Here is a 20,713-nt window from a genome sequence, read left to right on the forward strand (position 1 = left end):
CCCGCCCGCACCCCGACCGGTCCAGCGGGTCGTCGTAGTCGTCCGGGTGGGGCACCCGGGCGCTGACCGGCACGGTCTGGGCGGGGTTGGTGCCCCAGGAGACGTGGGGCTCGAGCTCGGCCGCGTCCAACTCGACCTCGGTGTCGAAGGCGGCGCCGTCATCGGTGGGGAGGGTGCGCCAGTGATCCAGCGCCGCTTCCCAGGCCCTGGGGGCGTGGGGGCGTCCCTCCAGGTACGAGTAGGTGGTGTCGTCCGGGGCCACCATGCCGGCCCGAGCGCCCCCCTCGATCGACATGTTGCAGATGGTCATGCGGGCCGCCATCGAGAGGGAGCGGATGGTGGAGCCCCGGTACTCGATCACGTGGCCGACCCCGCCGGCCACCCCGATCCGGGCGATGATGGCCAGGATGATGTCCTTGGCGGTCACCCCCGTGGGGAGATCGCCGTCCACCGTCACCGCCATGGCCTTGGGCTTCGCCTGGGGAAGGGTCTGGGTAGCCAGCACGTGCTCCACCTCGGAAGTGCCGATCCCGAAAGCCAGCGCTCCGAAGGCGCCGTGGGTGGCGGTGTGGGAGTCGCCGCAGACGATGGTCATGCCGGGCTGGGTGATCCCCTGCTCGGGACCGATGATGTGGACGATGCCCTGGCGAGGATCGTCCAGCCCGTACAGGGTGATGCCGTACTGCTCGCAGTTGGCGATCAGGGCGTCGATCTGCCTCTTCGACAGCGGATCCCGTATCCCGAGACTGCGGTTGGCGGTCGGGACCCCGTGGTCGATGGTCGCCAGCGTCAGGTCGGGTCGCCGCACGCCCCGTCCGGCCAGCCGCAGGCCGTCGAACGCCTGCGGGCTGGTCACCTCGTGGACCAGATGCAAGTCGATATAGAGCAGGGACGGCTCCCCGGGAGCCTCGTGGGCTACATGGGCGTCCCAAACCTTCTGAAAAAGGGTACGTGGCTGCGCGGTCATTCGCTTCTTCTCCGAGGGGTACGCATGGTAGTGGTCGTTCAGTCCCGATATAACCTGTGCCGGCCCGAGCCACCGGGAGCACCATGACCGACCTTCGCGAGATGACGCCTGAGGAGTTCCGCCGTCACGGCTACGCGTTGATCGACTGGGTGGCCGGTTACATGGAGCAGGTGGGCGACCTGCCGGTCCAGTCACAACTCGCGCCCGGAGAGATCCGGGACATGCTGCCCGACAGCGCTCCGGAGGAGCCCGAGGATTTCGAGGAGATCACCGCCGACCTGGACCGTATCGTCGTTCCCGGGTTGACCAACTGGGTCTCCCCCGGGTGGTTCGCCTTCTTCCCGGCCGCCACGTCCGGCCCCGGCATCCTCGGCGAGCTGGTCTCGGCCGGGCTCGGCCAGCAGGGCATGCTGTGGGCCACCAGCCCGGTGTGCACCGAGCTGGAGAGCGTGATGGCCGACTGGATGGTGGACCTGCTCGGGCTCCCCGCCCGGTGGAAGACCACCGACCAGGGAGGCGGGGTGATGCAGCAGACCGCCTCGGATGCCGTCCACACCGCCCTCGTGGTCGCCCGCGAGGAGGCGGCCCGGCGGGGCGCCGCAGCCGACCGGTGCGTCGCCTACACGTCCTCCCAGGCCCATTCCTCCGTGGAGAAGGGAGCCCGGGTAGCCGGCTACCGCCACGTGCGTCTGGTCGACGTGGACGATGCCTACGCCATGCGGATCGATGCCCTACGGGAGGCGGTTCGTGAGGATCGGGCGGCCGGGCTGGAGCCCGCCTTCGCCTGCTCGGCCGTGGGCACGACCGGCACGACCGCGGTCGACCCGGTCCGCGCCGTGGGCGAACTGGCCCGCCAGGCCGGGATGTGGCATCACGTGGACGCCGCGTATGCCGGCAACGCCATGCTCTGTCCGGAATTCCGGCACCACCAGGACGGCCTGGAGCTGGTGGACAGCTACACGGTCAACCCTTACAAGTGGACGCCGATGACCTTCGACGGCTCGCTGTTCTACGTGGCCGACCGGAGACCCCTGATCCGCACCCTCTCGATCCTGCCCGAGTACCTGCGCAACGCCTCCTCGGAGAGCGGGCAGGTGATCGACTACCGGGACTGGCACGTGGCGCTGGGCCGCCGCTTCCGTTCCCTGAAGCTCTGGTTCGTCCTGCGCTACTACGGAGCCGCCGCGCTGCGGGCCCGGATACGCGACAACGTGGCATGGGCCCGCTCCCTTGCCGACCGGGTGCGGGAAGACCCACGTTTCGAGTTGGTGGCCCCCGTCCCCTTCGCCTTGGTGTGCTTCCGGCACCGGGCCGGCAACCGGGCCACCGAGTCGCTGGGGGAGATGGTCAACCGGTCCGGTCACTCGTTCCTGACCCCTTCCCGGATCGGGGAGACCTCGTTCCTGCGGGTGTCGATAGGCCAGATGGACACCAGGGAGGAACATGTCGAGCGGCTGTGGAGCCTCATAGACGGGACAGCCGCTCCTCTCCTCTAGAGTCCTCGGCGTCTATCGGTTCGGAGGATCATGGAACATTGGAGGCCTGCTGACGTAGCGTGGGAGGAGGCGCCCGCGGAGTACTTCACCGGTGACGTGCTGTTCGGGCCGGTGCGCAACGACGGCGTGCTGAACATCCTGGCGGTGAGCTTCGAGCCGGGCGCCCGGACCGACTGGCACCACCACCCTGAAGGCCAGGTGCTCTACGTCACGAACGGCGCGGGCCTGGTCCAGAACGAGGAAGGCTCCGCCGTCGAGATCTCCACCGGAGACCTCGTCCACGCCCCTCCCGGCGAGGTCCACTGGCACGGCGCCCTCCCGGACTCGCCGATGACGCATGTATCCCATACCACCGGCGGCGCCACCGTCTGGGAAGGCCGCAAGGTGAGCGAAGAAGAATACGGGTCGGTGGCCGGCGGGGGTCGCTCACCCGTCGCCGAATCCGGTTACTGAGGTACGCCGAGGCGGGTGAGGGTTGGCTCGGGGCGAGAGCCGACGATCAAACCCCTTGACCCTTGACCCTCGGTATGACCGTCCTGCCGTAGGCGTTCAGCGTTCCTTCCCGGTCGTCGTGCATCAGGTAGACCCCGAAGTGGTCCATCCCCAGGGCGCTTAGTTCCGCCAGCTTGGCGATGTGGTCCTCGGCCGTTCCGAGTACGCAGAAACGGTCCACGATGGCGTCGGGCACGAAGTCGGTGGAGGGGTTGCCGGCCCGCCCGTGGTGGTCGTAGTCGTAACCTTCCCGGGCGGCGATGTAGTCGGCCAGCACCTCGGGGATCATCTCCGGGTTGTCCGAGCCGTAGCGCTTCACCAGGTCGTGGACGTGGTTGCCGACCATGCCCCCGAACCACCGGAGCTGGTCCCGCTGGTGCTCGATGTCGTCGCCCACGTAGGCCGGCGCCACCACGCAGACCGCTATCTCGTCGGGATCGCGGCCCGCCTCCGCCGCCGCGGCTCGCACCGCCCCCACCGTCCACTCCAGGATCTGGGGATCGGCCAGCTGCAGGATGAACCCGTCGGCATGGCGCCCGATCGTGGCCAGCGCCTTCGGTCCGTAGCCGGCCGCCCACATGGGAAGGTCCCAGCCCTCCGAGATCCACGGTATCCGGAGAGGCGTGCCGTCGTAGTCGACCTCCTCCCCGGCTACCAGCCCCTTGATGACCTCCATCGACTCGGCCATCTTGGCCAGGGTCCTCGGTTTGCGGCCGATGTAGCGGAGGGCCGAGTCGCCCCGTCCCATCCCGCAGATGGTCCGGCCCCCGTACATCTCGTTGAGGGTCGCGAACAGCGAGGCCAGCACCGTCCAGTCCCGGGTGCCGGGATTGGTGACCATCGGACCCACCACCATCCGGTCGGTCTCGGCCAGCATCCTCGAGTAGATGACGAAGGGCTCCTGCCAGAGCACGTGGGAGTCGAAGGTCCAGGCGTGACTGAACCCGTTGGCCTCGGCCAGCCGGGTGAGCTCTACGACCCGGGAGGCCGGTGGATCCGTCTGGAGCACGACGCCGAAGTCCATAGTGCCTATCCCCTCTTTGGGTTCCTCTTGCCTTCTAACGATGCTGGGGGAATCCGAGGTCCACCCCGCGATGTATGGGGTCCGGCCATCGGGCGATCACGACCTTGGGCCGGGTGTAGAAATGTACCCCCTCGGGGCCGTAGATGGAGTGGCCGCCGAAGATGGAGTCCTTCCAGCCGCCGAAGGAGTAGAAGGACAGGGGTACCGGGATCGGAACGTTGATCCCGATCATCCCCACTTCGATCTCGGCCTGGAACTTGCGCGCCGCGCCGCCGTCGTTGGTGAACACCGCCGTTCCGTTGCCATACGGGTTCACGTTGATGAGGTCTATCGCCTCCTGGTAGGAGTCGGTGCGCACCACCGAGAGCACGGGTCCGAAGATCTCGTCTCGGTAGATCGACATGTCCTGCGTCACGCCGTCGAACAGGGTCGGGCCGAAGAAGAAGCCGTCCTCGTGCCCCTCGCTGGTGAAGCCCCGGCCGTCCTCGAGGAGGCGGGCGCCCTCGGCCTCGCCGGCGTCGACGTAGCCGGCGACCCGGTCGCGATGCTCGGCGGTGACCAGCGGGCCCATCTGGGCCCCTTCGGAGTCCCCCGGACCCACCACCAGGTCGGCGATCCGCTCCCGGACCCTGGGCAGCAGCCGCTCGGCGGCCTCGCCCACCGTCACCACCACCGAGATAGCCATGCACCGCTCGCCGGCCGAGCCGTACCCGGCCGACACCGCCGCATCGGCGGCCAGGTCCATGTCTGCGTCCGGAAGGACGATCATGTGGTTCTTGGCCCCGCCCAGCGCTTGGACCCGCTTTCCGTTCCTGGTTCCCTGCTCGTAGATGTACCGGGCGATCGGCGTCGAGCCCACGAAGGAGACGGCGGCGATGTCCGGGTGGGCCAGGATGGCGTCCACCGCCACCTTGTCACCGTGAACCACGTTGAAGACGCCGTCGGGAAGGCCCGCCTCGGCCAGCAGTTCCGCATTGAGCAGGGAGGCGGACGGATCTTTCTCGGACGGCTTGAGCACGAAGGTGTTGCCGCAGGCGATGGCGATGGGGAACATCCACATGGGCACCATGGCGGGGAAGTTGAACGGGGTGATCCCGGCCGCCACCCCCAGCGGTTGGCGCACCGTGTAGGTGTCGACGGCGCTGCTCACCTGCTCCGAGAACTCGCCCTTGATGAGATGGGCGATGTTGCAGGCGAACTCCACCACCTCGAGGCCCCGCTGTACCTCGCCCAAGGCGTCGTCGAGGGTCTTGCCGTGCTCGGCGGTGAGGATACGGGCCAGGTCGAGCCGGTGCCGGGTGATCAGTTCCCGGTAGGCGAACATGATGTTCTGGCGGCGTGTCAGCGACACCGACCGCCAGTCCTCGAAGGCCTTCCGCGCCGTGCCGACCGCCCGGTCCACCTCGCCGGCCCCGGCGAACGCCACCTCGGCGGCCTGGCGTCCGGTGGCCGGGTTGAACACCGGACCGGTCCGCTCCGGCTCGCCCTCCCAGGGCTTTCCGCCTATCCAGTGGGTTATCGTCTTCATTGCCCTCGTCCTCGTGCCGTAGGTCCTTGACTTACTCTGCCGTAGCGCTTACCTCGGTGCTCCCCTTCGGGCCCCGGAGACCCTCTAGCGCAGCATCATGGTCGTGCCGCGCCGCAGGTACTCCCCGTCGCCCTTGCGCCCGTGGTACCGGCCGTCCTCGATGATGACCTTGCCCTTCGACATGACCGTCTCGACCTTGCCGGTGATCTCCCGGCCTTCGTAGGCCGAGTAGTCGACGTCCATGTGGTGGGTCTCCACCGAGATCGTGTGCGTGCGGTCCGGGTCGAGGATCACGATGTCCGCATCGCTCCCGGGCGCGATAGTGCCCTTCTTCGGGAACAGGCCGAACATCTTGGCCGGCGTGGTGGCGGTGATCTCCACGAACCGGTTGGCGTTGATGCGCCCGCCCGCGACACCCGCGTCGAAGATCAGCTCCATCCGGTTCTCGACGCCGGGCATCCCGTTGGGGATCGCCGCGAAATTGTCCCGCCCGAGTTGCTTCTGGGTTCCGAACGTGTGGTGGTCACCCATGCAGAAGGGGCAGTGGTCGGTCGACACCACCTGAAGGTCGTCGGTCTTGAGGCCCCGCCACAGCCGCTCCTGGTGTCCCGCCGCCCGGTCGCGTAGCGGTGGTGAGCACACGTACTTGGCGCCCTCGAAGCCTCCTCCGAGGTTGTCCAGATCCAACAGCAGGTACTGAGGGCAGGTCTCCGCGAACACGTTCCGCCCCTCGTCCCTGGCCAGGGTGACCTGTTCGAGGGCTTCGAGAGCCGACAGGTGGACGAAGTAGACCGGAGCGCCCGTGACCTCGGCCAGCCGGATGGCGCGGTGGGTCGCCTCGCCTTCCAGAACCGACTTGCGCACGAGTCCGTGATGGATCGGATCGGTCTCGCCGCGTTGCAGCGCCTGGTTCACGAACACGTCGATGGCGATGCCGTTCTCGGCGTGCATTGCGATCATCGATCCGTTCTCGGCGGCCTTCTGCATGGCCATGACGATCTCGCCGTCGTCGGAGTAGAAGACGCCCGGGTAGGCCATGAACATCTTGAACGAGGTCACGCCCTCGTCCACCAGCATGTCCATCTCCTTGAGGGTCTGCTCGTTGATGTCCCCGGTGATCATGTGGAAGCCGTAGTCGATGGCGCACTCGCCCTCGGCCTTGGCCATCCAGCGCTCGAAGCCGTCCATGGCGTACTCACCCTTGGTCTGGACGGCGAAGTCGACGATGGTGGTGGTGCCTCCCCAGGCGGCGGCCCGGCTTCCGGTCTCGAAGGTGTCGGCGGCGAAAGTCCCCCCGAACGGCAGTTCCATGTGGGTGTGCACGTCGATGCCGCCCGGCATGACCAGCTTTCCTGAGGCGTCAATGGTGCGGTCCGCCGCCAGGCCCAGGTCAATCCCGCCGGACGCAACGATCGCAACCACCTGCGTGCCCTGGATGAACACGTCGGCCTGCATGGTCTCGGTGGCGGTGACGACGGTGCCGTTCTTGATGAGTGCAGTTCCCATGGCTTCCCTCCGGTTGGATTGTCTCGGCTGTCAGGCGCCGGTCGCCCGGCGGACGGCGGCATCGAGCATCGCCAGGCCCTCGTCGCACTCCCCCTCGGTGACGGACAACGGCGGGGCTATGCGCAGCACGTTCCCGTACAGCCCGCCCTTGCCGATCAGGAGCCCCTCGGCCTTGGCCTCCTCCATGATGGCTCCGGTCAGCGCCGCGTCGGGTTTGCCGGTGCCGGGCTCGGACAGTTCCACGCCCAGCATCAGGCCCTTGCCCCGCACCTCCGTGATCTGCTCGGTCTCCATGGCGAGGTGATCGAGCCCGTTCCTGAGTTGGGCGCCCACCTTGTAGGAGTTCGACTGGAGGTCATCCTCCACCAGGACCTCGAGCGTGGCAAGGCCGGCCGTGGTCGCCATCGGGTTGCCCCCGAAGGTCGAGATCGCGTTGGCCGGGTAGCAATCGATGATCTCCTTCCGCCCGACCACGCCTCCGATTGCCATGCCGTTGCCCAACCCCTTGGCGAAGGTGAGCAGGTCCGGGACGATGCCGTGCGCCTCGTACCCCCAGAAGTTCTCGCCGGTGCGACCCCAGCCGGTCTGGACCTCGTCGGAGATGAACAGGATCCCATGCTCGTCCAGCACCTCCTTCATGGCCCCGAACAGCCCGTCGGGCGGGGTTATGAAGCCCCCGACACCCTGGATGGGCTCGGCGATCATGGCGGCCACGTCGCCGGCCGTGGCGATGTCGAGCAGGTCGCGGAGATCGTCGACGCACCGGCCGATGAACTGGTCGTCCGGCAGGTGACCGAACGGGGAGCGGAGCTTGTAGCCGCCGTGCACGTACGTCACCTGGAAGGGGCTGAAGGTGGTGCCCGACCAGGCGGCGTTGCCGGTGACGGCGATGGCGCTGTGGGACTTGCCGTGGTAGCTGCCCCGCACGGCAAGGACCTGGTTGGAGCGCCGGTACTGGGTGGCCAGCATCAGGGCGGTGTCGTTGGCCTCGGTACCCGAGTTGGCGAAGAACACCTTGGCGTCGGGAATTCCCGACAGCTCGGCGATCTGCTCGGCCAGGGCGATGTGGGACTCCATCAGGTAAAGGGTGGAGGAGTGAAGCATCCGGTCCGCCTGTGCTTTGATCGCCTCGACCACCCGAGGGACGCGGTGGCCCGCGATCGTCACCAGGATCCCCCCGAAGAAGTCCAGGTAGCGGTTGCCTTCGGCGTCGACCACGTGCCGACCCTCCCCGTCCACCAGCGAGATCGGCTCGTCGTAGTACAGGCCGACCCAGGGGGGTATCACCGCCCGGTGGCGCTCTAGCAGGTCGGCATGGATGCCCACGGTTGACCCCCGTATCGTCGACGGCATCAGGATAACCGGCCGCTTGCGTCGAGAAGCCGGGTCATGCCTGCTAACCGGCCATTGGGGATGTTGTCTGGGGAAGCTGCTCGCCATGTCTGATTCATCGCCCGTGCGTGGCACGGGTTAGATTGATCGGCATGACCGGACAGAATCTGCCTCAGGAGTTCAAGCTGATCAACATCCGGGAGGTCTGGCCGGGCGAAGCAAAGGACTTCACGCCCTGGCTTGCCGAGAACTTGGAGGCCCTGTCAGACCATCTCAAGATCGGTGAACTGGAGTTGGACAGCACCGAGGCCGACGTGCACGGAGGTCGCAGGCTCGACATCCTCGCGACGGACGCCGACGGCCGCAACTGGGCTGTCGAGAACCAGTATGGCGAGGCCGACCACGATCACCTCACCCGGGCCCTCGCTTACGCCGTAGGCCTCAAATGCCGGGGCGTAATAGTTGTTGCCGAGTCCCACCGTGACGAGTTCGTAGCAGTGGCGAACGAGTGGAACCGCTATTCGGAGGCCTACGGTTCTGATGGCATCCGGCTCTTCCTGGTCGCCATCGAAGCCGGCCGCATCGGTGACTCTCGTCCTGGTTTCCGATTCCGGCTAGTCGCCGGACCCAACGAATGGAAGTCGGAGACCGCTACCGGGGCGAGGCCGACATCGGACGCAGACAGAATCCGCTACGAGCAACGTGAGCGTTTCTGGTCAGGCCTTCGGGACGCGATGGAGAGGAACGGAAGCTTGCCCGGGCCCCGCGTGTCACGTGATAACTGGGCGACGATCATCGGCAGAGGACCGTTCTCGTTCCAATGGTCCGTAACGCTGAAGTCGTGCCGGGTTGAGCTTAGGGTGGAGTCGTACGACGGTGCCAAGAACGACCAGCTCTACGATTCGCTCCTTGAGCACCGCGAGACGATTCACCAGGCCCTCGGAACGAACTTGGAGTGGATACAGAACCCGGACCATCGCGTGAACCGCATCTACTGGGAGCCAGAGGGAGCGTGTGGCTATCGAACACCCGCCCATGAGCGAGAGGCCGGTTACAAAGCTCTGGTAGACGCCGCCCACCGATTCCACGAGACGCTCATGCCCTACGTGAAGGACCTCATCTAGGAGTCTGCGTAACCAAGCCGGGTTGATGTAGTCACATCGATGTCCTAAAGTGACCACATGAATGTCGGCATCCGTGAACTCAAGGCACGTCTATCGGAGTATGTGAGGAAGGCTGCGGGAGGCGAGCGAATCCTCGTGACCGACCGCGGCAGGCCGGTCGCAAGACTCGAAGGCATAGGTGGCTCATCGATGGTGGAGAAGGGCATCGCTGACGGCTGGATTACACCCCCGGCACGCTCCGGCCTCACGCCCGCCGTCTACTACAAAGCTTCCCTGAGCACCACGGAGGTGATCGACGAGGATCGGGGATGACGCTCTATGTGGACACGAGTGCCCTGATAAAGCGGTATGTCTACGAGCGTGATTCCGACGTCGCCGAACAGTTGATGTTGACCGATCCCGTGCTCGTCACCTCGCGGCTCACCGAAGTCGAGTTGCGTCGCAACCTCACGCGCCTCCTCGAGGGTGACGATCTCTTCCGTGCCCGCCGTCGAGCCCAAGCGGATCTGGACGCGTTTGCGCTGGTCAACCTTGACGCGCCTACCTGCAACGAGGCTGCCCGCATTGCGGAGCAGACATTGTGTCGCTCGCTTGATGCCTTGCATGTGGCAGCCGCCGTACGCACAGGTCAGTCAACTACTTTCCTCACCTTTGACTTACGCCAAGCTCAAGCGGCACGATCGGTCGGCCTCTCCGTTGTCGGTGTGTGACCACGGCCGGCAACGAAGCTCTAGTACATGGCACCCACCGATTCCACGACACGCTCATGCCGGACGTCAAGGGCCTTGTCTAGGCGGGTGGTTCCAGCGGATCTGAGGTAGGTGCCTGACCCGCGACCTTCAGGGGGCGACGAGCGGGTCGTAGGCGTCGGGGCGGCGGTCCCGGTAGAAGGCCCAGATCTTGCGCACATCGTCGATCAGGTCCATCTCGAGGTCTCTGATCACGAGTTCCTCCTCGGTGTCCGAGCCGGCCTCGCCCACCAGTTGCCCTCTGGGGTCCACGAAGTAGGAGGACCCGTAGAAGTCGTTGTCGCCGTAGGGCTCCTTGCCGACCCGGTTGATGGCGCCCACGAAGTACTCGTTGGCCACCGCCGAGGCGGGCTGCTCGAGGTTCCACAGGTACATGGACAGGCCACGGCTGGTAGCGGACGGGTTGAACACGATCTTGGCGCCGGCCAGACCAAGCGCCCTCCAGCCCTCGGGGAAGTGGCGGTCGTAGCAGATGTACACGCCGATCCGGCCCACCGCGGTGTCGAACACCGGGTAGCCCAGGTTGCCGGGCCGGAAGTAGAACTTCTCCCAGAACCCGTTGACGTGCGGGATGTGGGTCTTGCGGTACTTACCCAGGTACGTACCGTCCGCGTCGATCACCGCCGCGGTGTTGTAGAGGAAGCCGTCGTCCTCCTTCTCGTAGAGGGGGACGACCAGCACCATTCCCGTTTCCTTGGCCACCTCGATCATCCGCTGCGTGCTCGGGCCGTCGGGCACGGGCTCGGCGGAGTCCTTGTGGTCGTCGTCCTGGACCTGGCAGAAGTAGGGCCCGTTGAACAGTTCCTGAAAGCACATCACCTGGGCGCCCTGGTCGGCGGCCTGGTACGCGTAGTGGGCGCCTTTCTCGACCATGGACTCACGGTCACCGGTCCATGCAGCCTGCAGGAGCGCTGCCCGAACGATGTTGGCCATTTTCTCTCCTATCCGCTGTTCCTCATTGTGGCGCGGAACGGGGGCCGGAGCCATTGCCGGCTCCGGCCCCACCGATCCGCAGGGCTACTTCCTATGGATGGTCCCGCTGCCGCGGATCCGATCCTCTACTCACCGCCCGGGTTCAGCTCCACGGTGACCCGCTGCCAGCTGTTGCCGACCGTGTCGAGTCCATCGTCCTCGAGCGCGTCCACCGCGTTCTGGGCGAAGTCGGTCCGGTAGGAACCGGCCGGCGGAACGCCCTGGATCACGCCCTGGCTGGTGGCCACGTCGACGGTCTGCTGCCACAGGGCCGCATCCATGACGCCGATGCCATGGGGAGACGGCCAGATGAGACCGTTGATCTCGTTCATCTGCCAGGTCTGGTGGCTGCGTCCCAGGGTCGGTCCGGCGGCCAGCACGATGTCGACGCAGCTGTCGGGGTTGTCACGGCAGTGGATCCATCCCCGGAAGCTGGCCCGCAGGAACGCCTCGACGATGTCGGGATTGTCCTCGGCATATGCCTCGGTGACCCAGATGGCGTCCTGGAGCATGGCCGTGGCGATCGACGGGTCGTTGAAGTCGATCACGGTGAGGTCGGACGGCTGGTAGAGCTCGCCCGTGTCCGGGTTGGTCGCTTCCAGCACCTGGGCGTACTCGTTGTAGATCATCGCCTCGGCGGCGTCGATCTCCCGGTTGAGCAGGGCCTCCATGTCGAAGCTCTGAGCGACCAGTTCACCCACGTTCACCCCGAACTTCTCGATGGCTGCGGTCAACTCGTACTCGTTGCCGAAACCCCAGTTCCCGACGATCTTGCCCTCCCAGTCGCTCGGAGAGGTGATGCCGGAGTCGGCCCACGACACCATCAGCGTCCCCGAACGCTGGAACACCTGGCCGACGTTCACCAGCCCGGCCTCCTCCTCGTTGGACACAAGGGCCTTGGGAACCCACGCCAGACCGAACTCGGCGCCTCCGGTCGCTACGACCTGCTGGGGAACGATCTCGACCGCGCCTTCGAGGATGGTCACGTCCAGTCCCTCGTCGGTGTAGAACCCCTGATCCACAGCCGCGTAGTAGCCGGCGAACTGCGCCTGCGCCACCCATTGCAGCTGCAGGTTGATCGGGGTCAGCTCATCGTCCTCGGCGGCGCAAGCACCGGTGACCAACACCAGAACTGCCAGCGTCGCGGTGAGTGCTCGTAGGCTCCTCATTTGTGCCTCCCTTCATATTGTTCCCGCACCCGCCCTGCAACCTGCGTCGCTCTGCGCACCAAGGCCCGCGCCTCCTCTTGCCCGGCCAATGCGCCCCGACGTCGGCCGCAAGGTTCCGAAAATCGCCCTTCGGGGAAACAATTAAGGATAGATGGTGTAGTAGGCGACGCTACCCGCAGAGAGGGATTTATCTGGCGGCTACCGGCCCGCCTGCCCATGGATCAAGCACTGCGCACCGACACGTGCCAGGGGATGACCCGCCGCTCGATCAACACCACGATGTTGTAGAGAGCTATGCCGAACAGGGAAGCCAGGACGATGGCGGCCCAGGCCTCCTCGAACTGCAGCAGTCCCGCCTTGGTGGTGATGTACTGGCCGAGCCGTTCCTGGGAGCCCCCGAAGAACTCCTTGACGATGGCGCCGATGAGGCTGAGCGCGGCGGCGACCTTCAGCGCGGAGAACAGGTACGGGGTTGCATGCGGGAATTGCAGCTTCCAAAGGGTGGCGAGCCGACCGGCCGCGTAGGACTCCATCAGCTCTATTTCGGAAGCCTCGACCGAGAGGAGCCCGCGGACGAGGTTGATCATGACTGGAAAGAACACCAGGATCGCGACGACGAAGATCGAGCCGAGCGGGCTACGAAGCCCGAACCAGGAGTTGGCTATAGGCGCCAGCACCACGATCGGCGTGGAGTTGGCCGCGATCGCGAAGGGAAGGGCGCCGTCACGCACGAAGCGCCACCGCGCGGCCGCCAGGGCTGTAAAGACCGCGAGAAAGCCGCCCAGCAGCAGGCCGGCCAGCGCGGTGGAGAACGTGCCTGCCCCGGCGGCGAGCAGGTCGGAGGTCTCGGTGGCGAAGGTGGCGGCGATCGCTGTGGGCGCCGGAAGGATGAAGCCCTTGATGTCGAAGATCCTGACCATGCCTTCCCACACGATCAGCCCGCCGACGAAGATCCCGATGGCGGGAAGCCGGAAGTAGAGCTTCCTGAGGAACTCCGCTCGGTAGGTCAAGAGTCCTCCACCGCTCTCAGCCCCTCGCGGACGCCGGTGAGCAGTTCGAAGAAGCGCTGTTCCTCACGCGTTTCGTCGGACCGCGGCTCCGCGAGGTCTATGTCCACCACCTCCGTGATGGTCCCGGGACGGGACGACATGATGACGACGCGCGTAGACAGGAACACCGCCTCCGGGATGGAATGGGTGACGAACACCACGGTCGTCCCGGTCTCGGCCCGGATGCGGAGCAACTCCGATTGCATCCGCTCGCGGGTCATCTCGTCCAGGGCGCCGAACGGCTCGTCCATCAGGAGGATGGAGGGCTTGAAGGCCAGCGCCCTCGCGATGGCGACCCGTTGCTGCATCCCTCCGGACAACTGCCACGGGTAATGGTTGGCGAACCGGTCGAGTTGGACCAGCTCCAGCATGGCGGCTGCCTGCCGCGAACGCTCAGCTGCGTCCATCCCCATGATCTCCAGAGGCAGTTCCACGTTGGCCTGGACCCTCCTCCAGTCCAGCAGCGTGGCGGACTGGAACACCATGCCGTAGTCACGGTCGAGCCGAGCCCGGGACGGTGGCTTGCCGTTGACGGACACCGTGCCCGCGGAGGGCGGGGTGAGATCTCCGATCAGGCGTAGGAGCGTCGACTTCCCACACCCGGAAGGTCCGATGACGGAGATGAACTCCCCTCGCTCCACCTGCAGGTCGATCCCACGGACCGCCCGAACCTCCTGGTCGGAACCGGGGTTGAACACCTTTTCGACCCCGCGTAGCGAGAGCGCGCTCATGCGACCACCTCCTTCAGGCTCCGACCCCGCGGACCTGCGGCCTCGTTGAGGTCTTCCAGCCGCCGGGATGGCGGTATCAGCAGTCTCTCGGCGAGGACAACGATGCCCACGAACCCGATACCCACCAGCGACGAGACGAGGATCGAGGCGAAGAGCTTCTCCGGCGCCGCCGAGAAGGCGGCCGCGAAGTTCAGTATGGCCCTACCCAGTCCGTCGGGCATGCTGGCGGGGAGCTCGCCGACGATGGCGCCGATGATCGAGGCGGTCGCCGCGATCTTCAGGGCCGGGAACAGGTAGGGCAGGGCCGCCGGCACCTGGAGCTTCCACAAAACCTGGTTCGGGGTAGCCGCGTAGGACCGCATCAACTCCGAGGCGGTGGCATCCGGGCTGCGGAGTCCGCGCAAGGTGTTGATGGCGACCGGGAAGAAGGCCAGGTAGGCGGAGACGACCGCCACGACCAGCCACCGGGTGACGTTCAGGCGACCGGCCCAGACCACGAGGATCGGGGCGATGGCCAGGATGGGAACCGTCTGGGAAGCGACCACGTGTGGCATGAGACCGCGCTCGGCGAGGGCGGATCGCACGAACAGCACCCCGAGGCCGAAACCCACCGCGCTACCGAGGAGGAACCCGAGGAGTGCCGAACGCCAGGTGAAGAGAGCGGCCCGGAGGAGGACCAGTGCCAGCATGTCGCCCCCGCGCCGCGCCGGGCGCAGGAGCGCGATGACCACATCCCAGGTGTGGGGCATCGAACGCTCGTTGGTGCGTACCGGTAGGCCGATGCCTGTACCGGGCCACACACCCCCCGTCGCGGTTCCCATCCACTTGTAACCCTCCCACATCGCGACGAGGACGGCCAGTATCCCGAGAAAGGAAAGGATCCGGCGCGCGTTAGGGCTCATCGCACCGCACGATCGCGCCGTCGTGGCCGGGCGGGCAGGGCATGCGCCATCGCCGGCGCCCAGTCAGCGCTTCAGCCGGGCGCTGGTCACGTCGCCCGCTGCCGGGCCTTCAATGCCCACAGCGTCACGGCTCCGGCTATGGCGGTGGCGACAACGGTGCCGGACACCAACGGCGCCGGCCGGGCCAGGGTCTGCAGACGGCTCCGCAGGTTCACCGGACTATCGAACTCGGTCACCGGCCAGCCACGCTCGGCCGCGACTTCCCGCAGGGCGCGGTCCGGGTTGACCGCCACCGGATGGCCCACCGCCTCCAGCATGGGAAGGTCGGTGACGCTGTCCGAGTATGCGTAGCACCGGTCGAGGTCGATCCGCCATTCCTCGGCCAGCCGCCCGATGACCTCGGCCTTGGCGGTTCCGCTGGCGTAGAAGGCCAACTCACCGGCGTAACAACCCTCTTCGTCGACGGCCGAACGGGTAGCTATGACATGGTCGACCCCGAGGTGCGAGGCCAGCGGTCGGGCCACCTCCTCGGGGGAGATGGACATGATGACGACCTCCCGCCCCGCCCGGCGGTGCTCGTCCATCAGGTCGAGCGCCTCCTCGTAGACCAGCGGCGTCAGGACCTCGTCGATGGTCTCCTCGACCAGCTCCCGGATCCGGGAAGCCTCGATGCCCTTGGTCAGGCTCACGAGCCGGTCACGGAGCTGGTCCAGCTTCTCCTGATCCGCTCCGGCCATCCGGTAGACGGCCTGGGCCGTCGCCGCTCTGAGCAGTGTCCGTCTCCGGAGCAGACCGGCCTTGTGGAGGGGCCGGGCGAACGCCAGGGTGGACGACTTGGCAATGATCGTCTTGTCGAGATCGAAGAAGGCGACACCCGTTCTCACACCACCCATCTTACGGGAGGGCCGGGCGATTCGGGAGCCTTAGGGCCTAACGCGACCCGGATCGGACCGCGAGAACGCGAAAAGAAGGGGGTTACCAGGCTGCCCGAAGTTGGATACGTTAGCCATATGTTCACTAATGCTAACCAATATCCACTACGGCATCGGGCCGGGCGGCAGCAGGGACCGAAGGCATGGTAGCCCTGGCTGTCCACACCCTTCACGACGATGTGCTCGGGATGCTGGCGCCGCTCGCGCTGGCATCCTTCCACCGCACGGCGCTCGTGATCGACCTCGATCCGGAGGGGATTCCCCTGCCCGGTCGCCGAACCCTGGCCGACCTGGTGGAGGACGGCCCCACTCTGGCCGAGCTGGTCCCCTCCCGGAAGGGACTGGCGGTTCTCCCTCACGGCGGGGTGGCTATCCCGGCAGCCATGGAGGTGGTCTACGCCCTGGTCGGGTCCTGGCCGTGCGTGGTGGTGCGGACCCGCACCCCCCTCGACGGCATGCCGTTCGTCCGGGTCGCGCCCCTCATCCCCGGCGTCGACACCCGGGTGCCGCCGCGGGTGTGGGTGCGTACCGGAATCGGCCGCGTGGAGCCCGGGCCGGGGCCCGTTGTCGACGCTCCTTCCCGCTCCGCCTTCAACTCCGTGCCGGCTTGCCAGACCCCCACCGGCAGGTGGTTGCGGTCTTGGGCGCCGGCCTGGAGATGGCGATGGCAGTAGTCGAACGCGTCCTCCGGCGCGTGCTCGAGTCGGATGTCGAGTTGAGCCGGGATCAGGCCGAGGCCGAGGTGCGCAGGATCATGTCGGTGGAGTCGCCGCTGGCCTCCCCGCGGATCGTGGACGTGGTGGTCGACACCCTCGTCGGGATGGGCCCGATCGAGCCGCTCTTCCGGGACCCCGCCGTATCGGACGTGTTCGTCAACGGCCCCGACGAGGTCTGGGTGGAGCGGCTGGGGGTCCTTGAGCCCACCGATGTCTCCTTCGCTGACGACGCGGCGGTCCTGGCGGCCGTCGAACGCACCATCGCCCCGCTGGGCCTGCGTTTGGACCGGGCGAGTCCCCTGGTGAGCGCCCGCCTTCCAGACGGCAGCCGCCTGCACGCGGTCGTCCCGCCGGTGTCGGTAGGGGGTCCGATCGTCGCCATCCGCCGCTTCACGGCGGTGGCGCCCAATCTGGACACCTTCGTCGATTGGGGTTCGATGACCGATGCCCAGCGCATGGTGCTCGAACAGGCCGTGATCGACCGGAGGAACATCGTGGTCAGCGGCGGGACCGGTACCGGCAAGACCACCTTGCTGAACGCCCTGGCGGCGACGGTGCCGGTCGGCGAACGGATCGTCACCATCGAGGACGCCGCCGAGTTGAATTTCGCCGGTCATGTGGTCCGGCTCGAAGCCCGCCCTCCCAACGCCGAGGGCCGCGGACGGGTCACCTTGGCCGAACTGGTACGTACCGCTCTCCGGCTCCGGCCGGACCGCATCATCGTCGGGGAAGTTCGGGGAGCCGAGGCCCTCGACATGATCTCGGCCATGAACACCGGTCACGACGGGAGCCTGTCGACCGTCCACGCCAACGGACCCGAGGACGCCCTGTGGCGGATCGAGACGCTGGCTCTGACCGGGAGCGAGGGGGTCGGCGAGACCGCCATCCGGCGCCAACTCCGCTCCGCTGTCGACCTGGTGGTGCACTTGAACCGCAGGAACGCCGGCCGCCGGGTGGAGACGATCGCCGAGGTCGGGCTCGACGGATGCCGGGAGACGGCATGCTGATCCTCGGGCTGGTAGCGATCGGCGTGGCTCTCCGGCCCCGGCGCTGGTGGCAGTTGCTGGCCTTGGGCGCCGCGGTGGTGTTGCCGTGGTGGGCCGGCCTGGCGGGGGTCTCCACCGGTATCTGGTTGGCCCTCCGCCAGGGCCGACCAGACCCCTACCAGGAGGTCGCCTACCTGCAGGCTGTGAGCGCCGAGCTACGGGCGGGGAGGAGCCTCCGCCAGGCACTGGTCGATGCCGGCACTCGTGCGCCCGACCTGGACCTGGCCCGGATGGCCCGCCTCTGCCGGTCCGGCCGCCCCATGGTCGAGGTGGCGGGAGCGGCGTCCGAGGCACTCCCGGGAGCCGGTCGCCTGGCAGCAGCCGCGGTGCGAATCGGCGCCGAGAGCGGGGGCCGGGTATCGGCTGCCTTCGCCACCCTGGCCGGTATCCAGACCGACCGGATCGAACTCCAGCGCGAGGTGAGAGCGGCGGGTGCGGCCGCCCGGGCATCCGTTGCGGTACTGGCCGTGCTTCCTGTCGGCGGATTACTGGCCGCTGCCGCCACCGGAACGCTCTCGGATCTGATGTCGATGGGAAGTGTCGGACCCGCCCTGGTCGGCCTCGGGGCCGTACTCCTAGTCGGCGGCGCTGCCGTGACCCTGCTCCTGGGGAGGAAGCTGTCATGAGCCTCTTCACCATGGTGTCCGTTGCGATCGTGGTCTACGTCATGACTGCCGGCCGGGCGGTGGGCGTGCGCCTCATCGCTGCGACCGGCGGCGCCATCGGGCTGGCCAACCCCCTGGCCGGCGCCAGCCTCGGCCTGGTCTGGTACTCCCTCCGGCGGCGCCGGGCGCTCCGTTCCGAGAGAATGGCCCGACGCCGGGCGGAACGTGAGTTGGAGTTGCTCACCCACTCCATGCTGATCGGCCTGTCGGGTGGCCTGTCGCCGGCCGGCGCCCTGGCCCTCGCCCGCGGGAGCCTGACCTCGTCGCTGGGCATGGAGGTCGACAGAGTCCTCCGTCACGCCGTGAAGGGCGGCCTGACCCCATCCCTGATGAACGCGACCGGCACCGGCGGCCGGCTGTTCCGCCAGGTGGGCGCGGCGCATCTGTCGGGTTCGCCGCTCGAACTCACCCTGACCGCCCTGGCCAACGAATACCGGGAGGCAGCACGCTCCACCGCGGTCGAGAAGGCACGCCGCCTCCCCGTGAGGATGGTGCTGCCGCTCACCCTCCTGATGCTCCCGGGCCTGCTCATCCTGATGATCGGTCCCCTGGTGCTGCCCTCGCTGGCGCGGCTCCTCGACCCCTTCATGTCGTTCTGAAATGTCACTTCCCCCCGGACCGGCCGGACGCCGGCAAACCCGCCAACGCGGGAGAAAGGAGACTCATCATGAGTTCAATCATCAACATCGTCCGTCGGGCGACCCGGGCCGTCGGCGGCGAGGAAGGCCAGGCCACCGTCGAGTACACCCTGGTGGGGATGTGCGCGGCCGGTATGGCTTCGTTGCTCCTGAACTGGATCAACAGGACCAGCCTCATCGGCAAGTTCTTCGGCTCCGTGGCCAAGCACATCATCGGGTTGCTGGGCTGAAGCACGAGAGGGGCTCTTCCACAGTGGAGTTCGCTCTGGTCATCCCCCTGATCCTCCTGCTGGTGCTGGCGATCGCCGAGGTGACCGTGGTGGCGAGGACGGCGTTCCAACTGACCGCAGCAGGGCGGGAAGGGGCGAGGGTGGCTGCGACCTCGCCCGATCCCGCCCGCGCGATCGAGGCAACCCGCCGTGCGCTCGGCCCGGTGCTGGCCGGCCGGACCCGGATCACCGTCCGGCGCCCGCCGGTGGTGGGTCAGCCGGCCCGGGTGACCGTGGCGGTCGATCATGTCCTGCTGGCGGCGCTCGGCGGGTTGCGGATACCGCTCGAGTCGACCACCGAGATGCGGGTCGAGGCGTGAGGTCCAGGCACATCAGCGCGGACCGCGGATCGGTGACGGTCTTCGCGATCGCGGCGATCGTGCTGGCGCTCGTCCTCATGGCCGGCGCGACCGCGGTCGGTCAGGTGCTGGTTGCTCGGAACCGGGTGATCGCCGCGGCGGAAGCCGGCGCTCTGGCCGCGGCGCCGGTCACATTCCGGCCGTTCGGCGCCACCGGATCAGCGATCGACGAGGCGGCCCGGCTGGTCCGGTCCAACGGCGCCACGCTCGTCCGGTGTGACTGCGCACCTGATAGGCGATACGGCCCGAGGACCGTAGTGGTTACCGCCCGGACCGACGTGGACGTACTGGGTCTCCGGGAAGTGAGCGTCGAAGCCACGGCGGCGGCCGAGTTCCGGCCGGTGGCCTTGCTGGTCGGACCCTAGGGCGCCGCCGCCCAGCGCGGCCCGACGGAATTATCCCCAGAGTTGCCACCCCGTATGAGACTGATTATCATTATCTTATTACCTGAGGGTACGAGAGGGAGAGGAAGAGTCCTAATGCCCCGATGGCTGCGTGCTGTCTCATTGTTGCTAATGCTGACGGTAGCTTCAACAGCGTGTGGTTCGGACGGACAGGACTCTGCGCCGAGTTCCACCTCGAGCCCGGCGGCAGCAGAACCGGCACCAGAACCAACCTCCATAGCCCCGGTAGGCCGGCTGGCAGTGGTGGCGACAACCACGATCCTCGGTGACGTGATTTCGAATGTCGTTGGTGGGAATGCTGATATCGAAGTGCTGTTGCCGCCGGGCGCCGACCCTCACGAATACCAGATATCGTCCAGCCAGGCGGCCCTGCTCTATACCGCTGACCTGGTGGTTGCCAACGGTCTCGGCTTGGAGGAAGGCCTCATCGACGTGATCGAGGCAGCCGAAGAGGACGGGATCAACGTGCTCGAAGTGGGTGACCTGCTCGACCCCCTGCCCTTTACCGGAGGTGGGGGCCACGGCGAGGAGGACGACCACGCCGAAGATGAGGCCGAAGACGACGACCACGCCGAGGAAGACGCCGAAGACGACGACCACGCCGAAGATGAGGCCGAAGACGACGACCACGCCGAGGAAGACG

Annotated in this window: 24 protein-coding genes; 13 read left to right on the plus strand and 11 right to left on the minus strand. The window is 67.2% G+C overall.

Features of this window, described 5'->3' with window-relative positions; all coding sequences use genetic code 11:
* Positions 1-967: aconitase family protein (locus OXK16_12210; GenBank protein ID MDE0376705.1), on the minus strand; the 967-nt coding region annotated here is incomplete at its 3' end.
* 83 nt (positions 968-1,050) lie between these two features.
* Between OXK16_12210 and OXK16_12215 the strand changes: the two genes are divergently transcribed.
* Positions 1,051-2,463 carry a pyridoxal-dependent decarboxylase gene (locus tag OXK16_12215; protein MDE0376706.1) on the plus strand — a complete coding sequence of 471 codons (1,413 nt, stop codon included), beginning with the start codon at positions 1,051-1,053 and terminating at the stop codon, positions 2,461-2,463.
* A gap of 30 nt (positions 2,464-2,493) precedes the next feature.
* Positions 2,494-2,916, plus strand: coding sequence for a cupin domain-containing protein (locus tag OXK16_12220; protein MDE0376707.1), 423 nt, complete (start codon positions 2,494-2,496; stop codon positions 2,914-2,916).
* 46 nt (positions 2,917-2,962) lie between these two features.
* Here OXK16_12220 and OXK16_12225 read toward each other — a convergent pair whose 3' ends face one another.
* The 4 genes from OXK16_12225 to OXK16_12240 all read right to left on the minus strand — a co-directional run bounded on the left by OXK16_12225 (position 2,963) and on the right by OXK16_12240 (position 8,366).
* Entirely contained in the window at positions 2,963-3,979 is a 1,017-nt protein-coding gene (locus tag OXK16_12225) for a TIGR03842 family LLM class F420-dependent oxidoreductase (GenBank protein ID MDE0376708.1), read from the minus strand.
* Between the two features lie 34 nt (positions 3,980-4,013).
* Positions 4,014-5,507, minus strand: a complete 1,494-nt coding sequence (locus OXK16_12230) for a CoA-acylating methylmalonate-semialdehyde dehydrogenase (protein ID MDE0376709.1) — start codon at positions 5,505-5,507, stop codon at positions 4,014-4,016.
* 84 nt (positions 5,508-5,591) lie between these two features.
* The gene (gene hydA, locus OXK16_12235; protein ID MDE0376710.1) at positions 5,592-7,013 is read right to left on the minus strand and encodes a dihydropyrimidinase; all 1,422 of its coding nucleotides are present in this window, start codon (positions 7,011-7,013) and stop codon (positions 5,592-5,594) included.
* A gap of 30 nt (positions 7,014-7,043) precedes the next feature.
* A complete protein-coding gene (locus OXK16_12240; protein MDE0376711.1) occupies positions 7,044-8,366 on the minus strand; it encodes an aspartate aminotransferase family protein in 1,323 nt (440 codons plus the stop codon).
* Positions 8,367-8,497: 131 nt separating this feature from the next.
* Here OXK16_12240 and OXK16_12245 point away from each other — a divergent pair, with 131 nt between their 5' ends.
* The 3 genes from OXK16_12245 to OXK16_12255 are packed head-to-tail and all read left to right on the plus strand — an operon-like array spanning position 8,498 to position 10,179.
* Positions 8,498-9,469 carry a DUF4268 domain-containing protein gene (locus tag OXK16_12245; GenBank protein ID MDE0376712.1) on the plus strand — a complete coding sequence of 324 codons (972 nt, stop codon included), beginning with the start codon at positions 8,498-8,500 and terminating at the stop codon, positions 9,467-9,469.
* A 57-nt stretch (positions 9,470-9,526) separates the two neighbouring features.
* Complete coding sequence (locus tag OXK16_12250; protein ID MDE0376713.1) at positions 9,527-9,781, plus strand: type II toxin-antitoxin system prevent-host-death family antitoxin; 255 nt, start codon at positions 9,527-9,529, stop codon at positions 9,779-9,781.
* Positions 9,778-10,179, plus strand: a complete 402-nt coding sequence (locus OXK16_12255) for a type II toxin-antitoxin system VapC family toxin (protein MDE0376714.1) — start codon at positions 9,778-9,780, stop codon at positions 10,177-10,179. The genes OXK16_12250 and OXK16_12255 overlap by 4 nt, the downstream gene beginning before the upstream one ends.
* A 129-nt stretch (positions 10,180-10,308) precedes the next feature.
* On the opposite strand, the gene OXK16_12260 is transcribed toward OXK16_12255, so the two are convergent.
* The 6 genes from OXK16_12260 to OXK16_12285 all read right to left on the minus strand — a co-directional run bounded on the left by OXK16_12260 (position 10,309) and on the right by OXK16_12285 (position 15,925).
* Positions 10,309-11,151: an acyltransferase gene (locus tag OXK16_12260; GenBank protein ID MDE0376715.1), complete on the minus strand. Its 843-nt coding sequence runs from the start codon at positions 11,149-11,151 to the stop codon at positions 10,309-10,311.
* 125 nt (positions 11,152-11,276) lie between these two features.
* Positions 11,277-12,359 carry an ABC transporter substrate-binding protein gene (locus tag OXK16_12265; GenBank protein ID MDE0376716.1) on the minus strand — a complete coding sequence of 361 codons (1,083 nt, stop codon included), beginning with the start codon at positions 12,357-12,359 and terminating at the stop codon, positions 11,277-11,279.
* A gap of 221 nt (positions 12,360-12,580) precedes the next feature.
* Positions 12,581-13,369, minus strand: coding sequence for an ABC transporter permease (locus OXK16_12270; protein ID MDE0376717.1), 789 nt, complete (start codon positions 13,367-13,369; stop codon positions 12,581-12,583).
* Positions 13,366-14,139 (minus strand): ABC transporter ATP-binding protein, encoded by a 774-nt coding sequence (locus OXK16_12275; protein ID MDE0376718.1) that lies wholly within the window; start codon positions 14,137-14,139, stop codon positions 13,366-13,368. Before OXK16_12275 ends, OXK16_12270 begins: the two co-directional genes overlap by 4 nt.
* Positions 14,136-15,041, minus strand: a complete 906-nt coding sequence (locus tag OXK16_12280; GenBank protein MDE0376719.1) for an ABC transporter permease subunit — start codon at positions 15,039-15,041, stop codon at positions 14,136-14,138. Before OXK16_12280 ends, OXK16_12275 begins: the two co-directional genes overlap by 4 nt.
* A gap of 86 nt (positions 15,042-15,127) precedes the next feature.
* A complete protein-coding gene (locus OXK16_12285; protein MDE0376720.1) occupies positions 15,128-15,925 on the minus strand; it encodes an HAD-IB family hydrolase in 798 nt (265 codons plus the stop codon).
* Positions 15,926-16,116: 191 nt separating this feature from the next.
* Between OXK16_12285 and OXK16_12290 the strand changes: the two genes are divergently transcribed.
* From OXK16_12290 to OXK16_12325, 8 genes are all read left to right on the plus strand, one after another.
* A complete protein-coding gene (locus OXK16_12290; GenBank protein MDE0376721.1) occupies positions 16,117-16,647 on the plus strand; it encodes a hypothetical protein in 531 nt (176 codons plus the stop codon).
* On the plus strand, positions 16,638-17,696 hold the full coding sequence (locus OXK16_12295) for an ATPase, T2SS/T4P/T4SS family (protein MDE0376722.1): 1,059 nt from the start codon (positions 16,638-16,640) through the stop codon (positions 17,694-17,696). The genes OXK16_12290 and OXK16_12295 overlap by 10 nt, the downstream gene beginning before the upstream one ends.
* Entirely contained in the window at positions 17,690-18,361 is a 672-nt protein-coding gene (locus OXK16_12300; GenBank protein MDE0376723.1) for a hypothetical protein, read from the plus strand. The genes OXK16_12295 and OXK16_12300 overlap by 7 nt, the downstream gene beginning before the upstream one ends.
* Positions 18,358-18,999, plus strand: a complete 642-nt coding sequence (locus OXK16_12305; protein MDE0376724.1) for a type II secretion system F family protein — start codon at positions 18,358-18,360, stop codon at positions 18,997-18,999. Before OXK16_12300 ends, OXK16_12305 begins: the two co-directional genes overlap by 4 nt.
* A 68-nt stretch (positions 19,000-19,067) precedes the next feature.
* Positions 19,068-19,268 (plus strand): hypothetical protein, encoded by a 201-nt coding sequence (locus tag OXK16_12310; protein ID MDE0376725.1) that lies wholly within the window; start codon positions 19,068-19,070, stop codon positions 19,266-19,268.
* A gap of 23 nt (positions 19,269-19,291) precedes the next feature.
* The gene (locus OXK16_12315; GenBank protein ID MDE0376726.1) at positions 19,292-19,627 is read left to right on the plus strand and encodes a pilus assembly protein; all 336 of its coding nucleotides are present in this window, start codon (positions 19,292-19,294) and stop codon (positions 19,625-19,627) included.
* Positions 19,624-20,031: a pilus assembly protein TadG-related protein gene (locus OXK16_12320; protein ID MDE0376727.1), complete on the plus strand. Its 408-nt coding sequence runs from the start codon at positions 19,624-19,626 to the stop codon at positions 20,029-20,031. Before OXK16_12315 ends, OXK16_12320 begins: the two co-directional genes overlap by 4 nt.
* A 279-nt stretch (positions 20,032-20,310) precedes the next feature.
* Positions 20,311-20,713: metal ABC transporter substrate-binding protein (locus OXK16_12325; GenBank protein MDE0376728.1), on the plus strand; the 403-nt coding region annotated here is incomplete at its 3' end.

This window comes from bacterium (assembly GCA_028821235.1).
Classification (GTDB): domain Bacteria; phylum Actinomycetota; class Acidimicrobiia; order Spongiisociales; family Spongiisociaceae; genus Spongiisocius.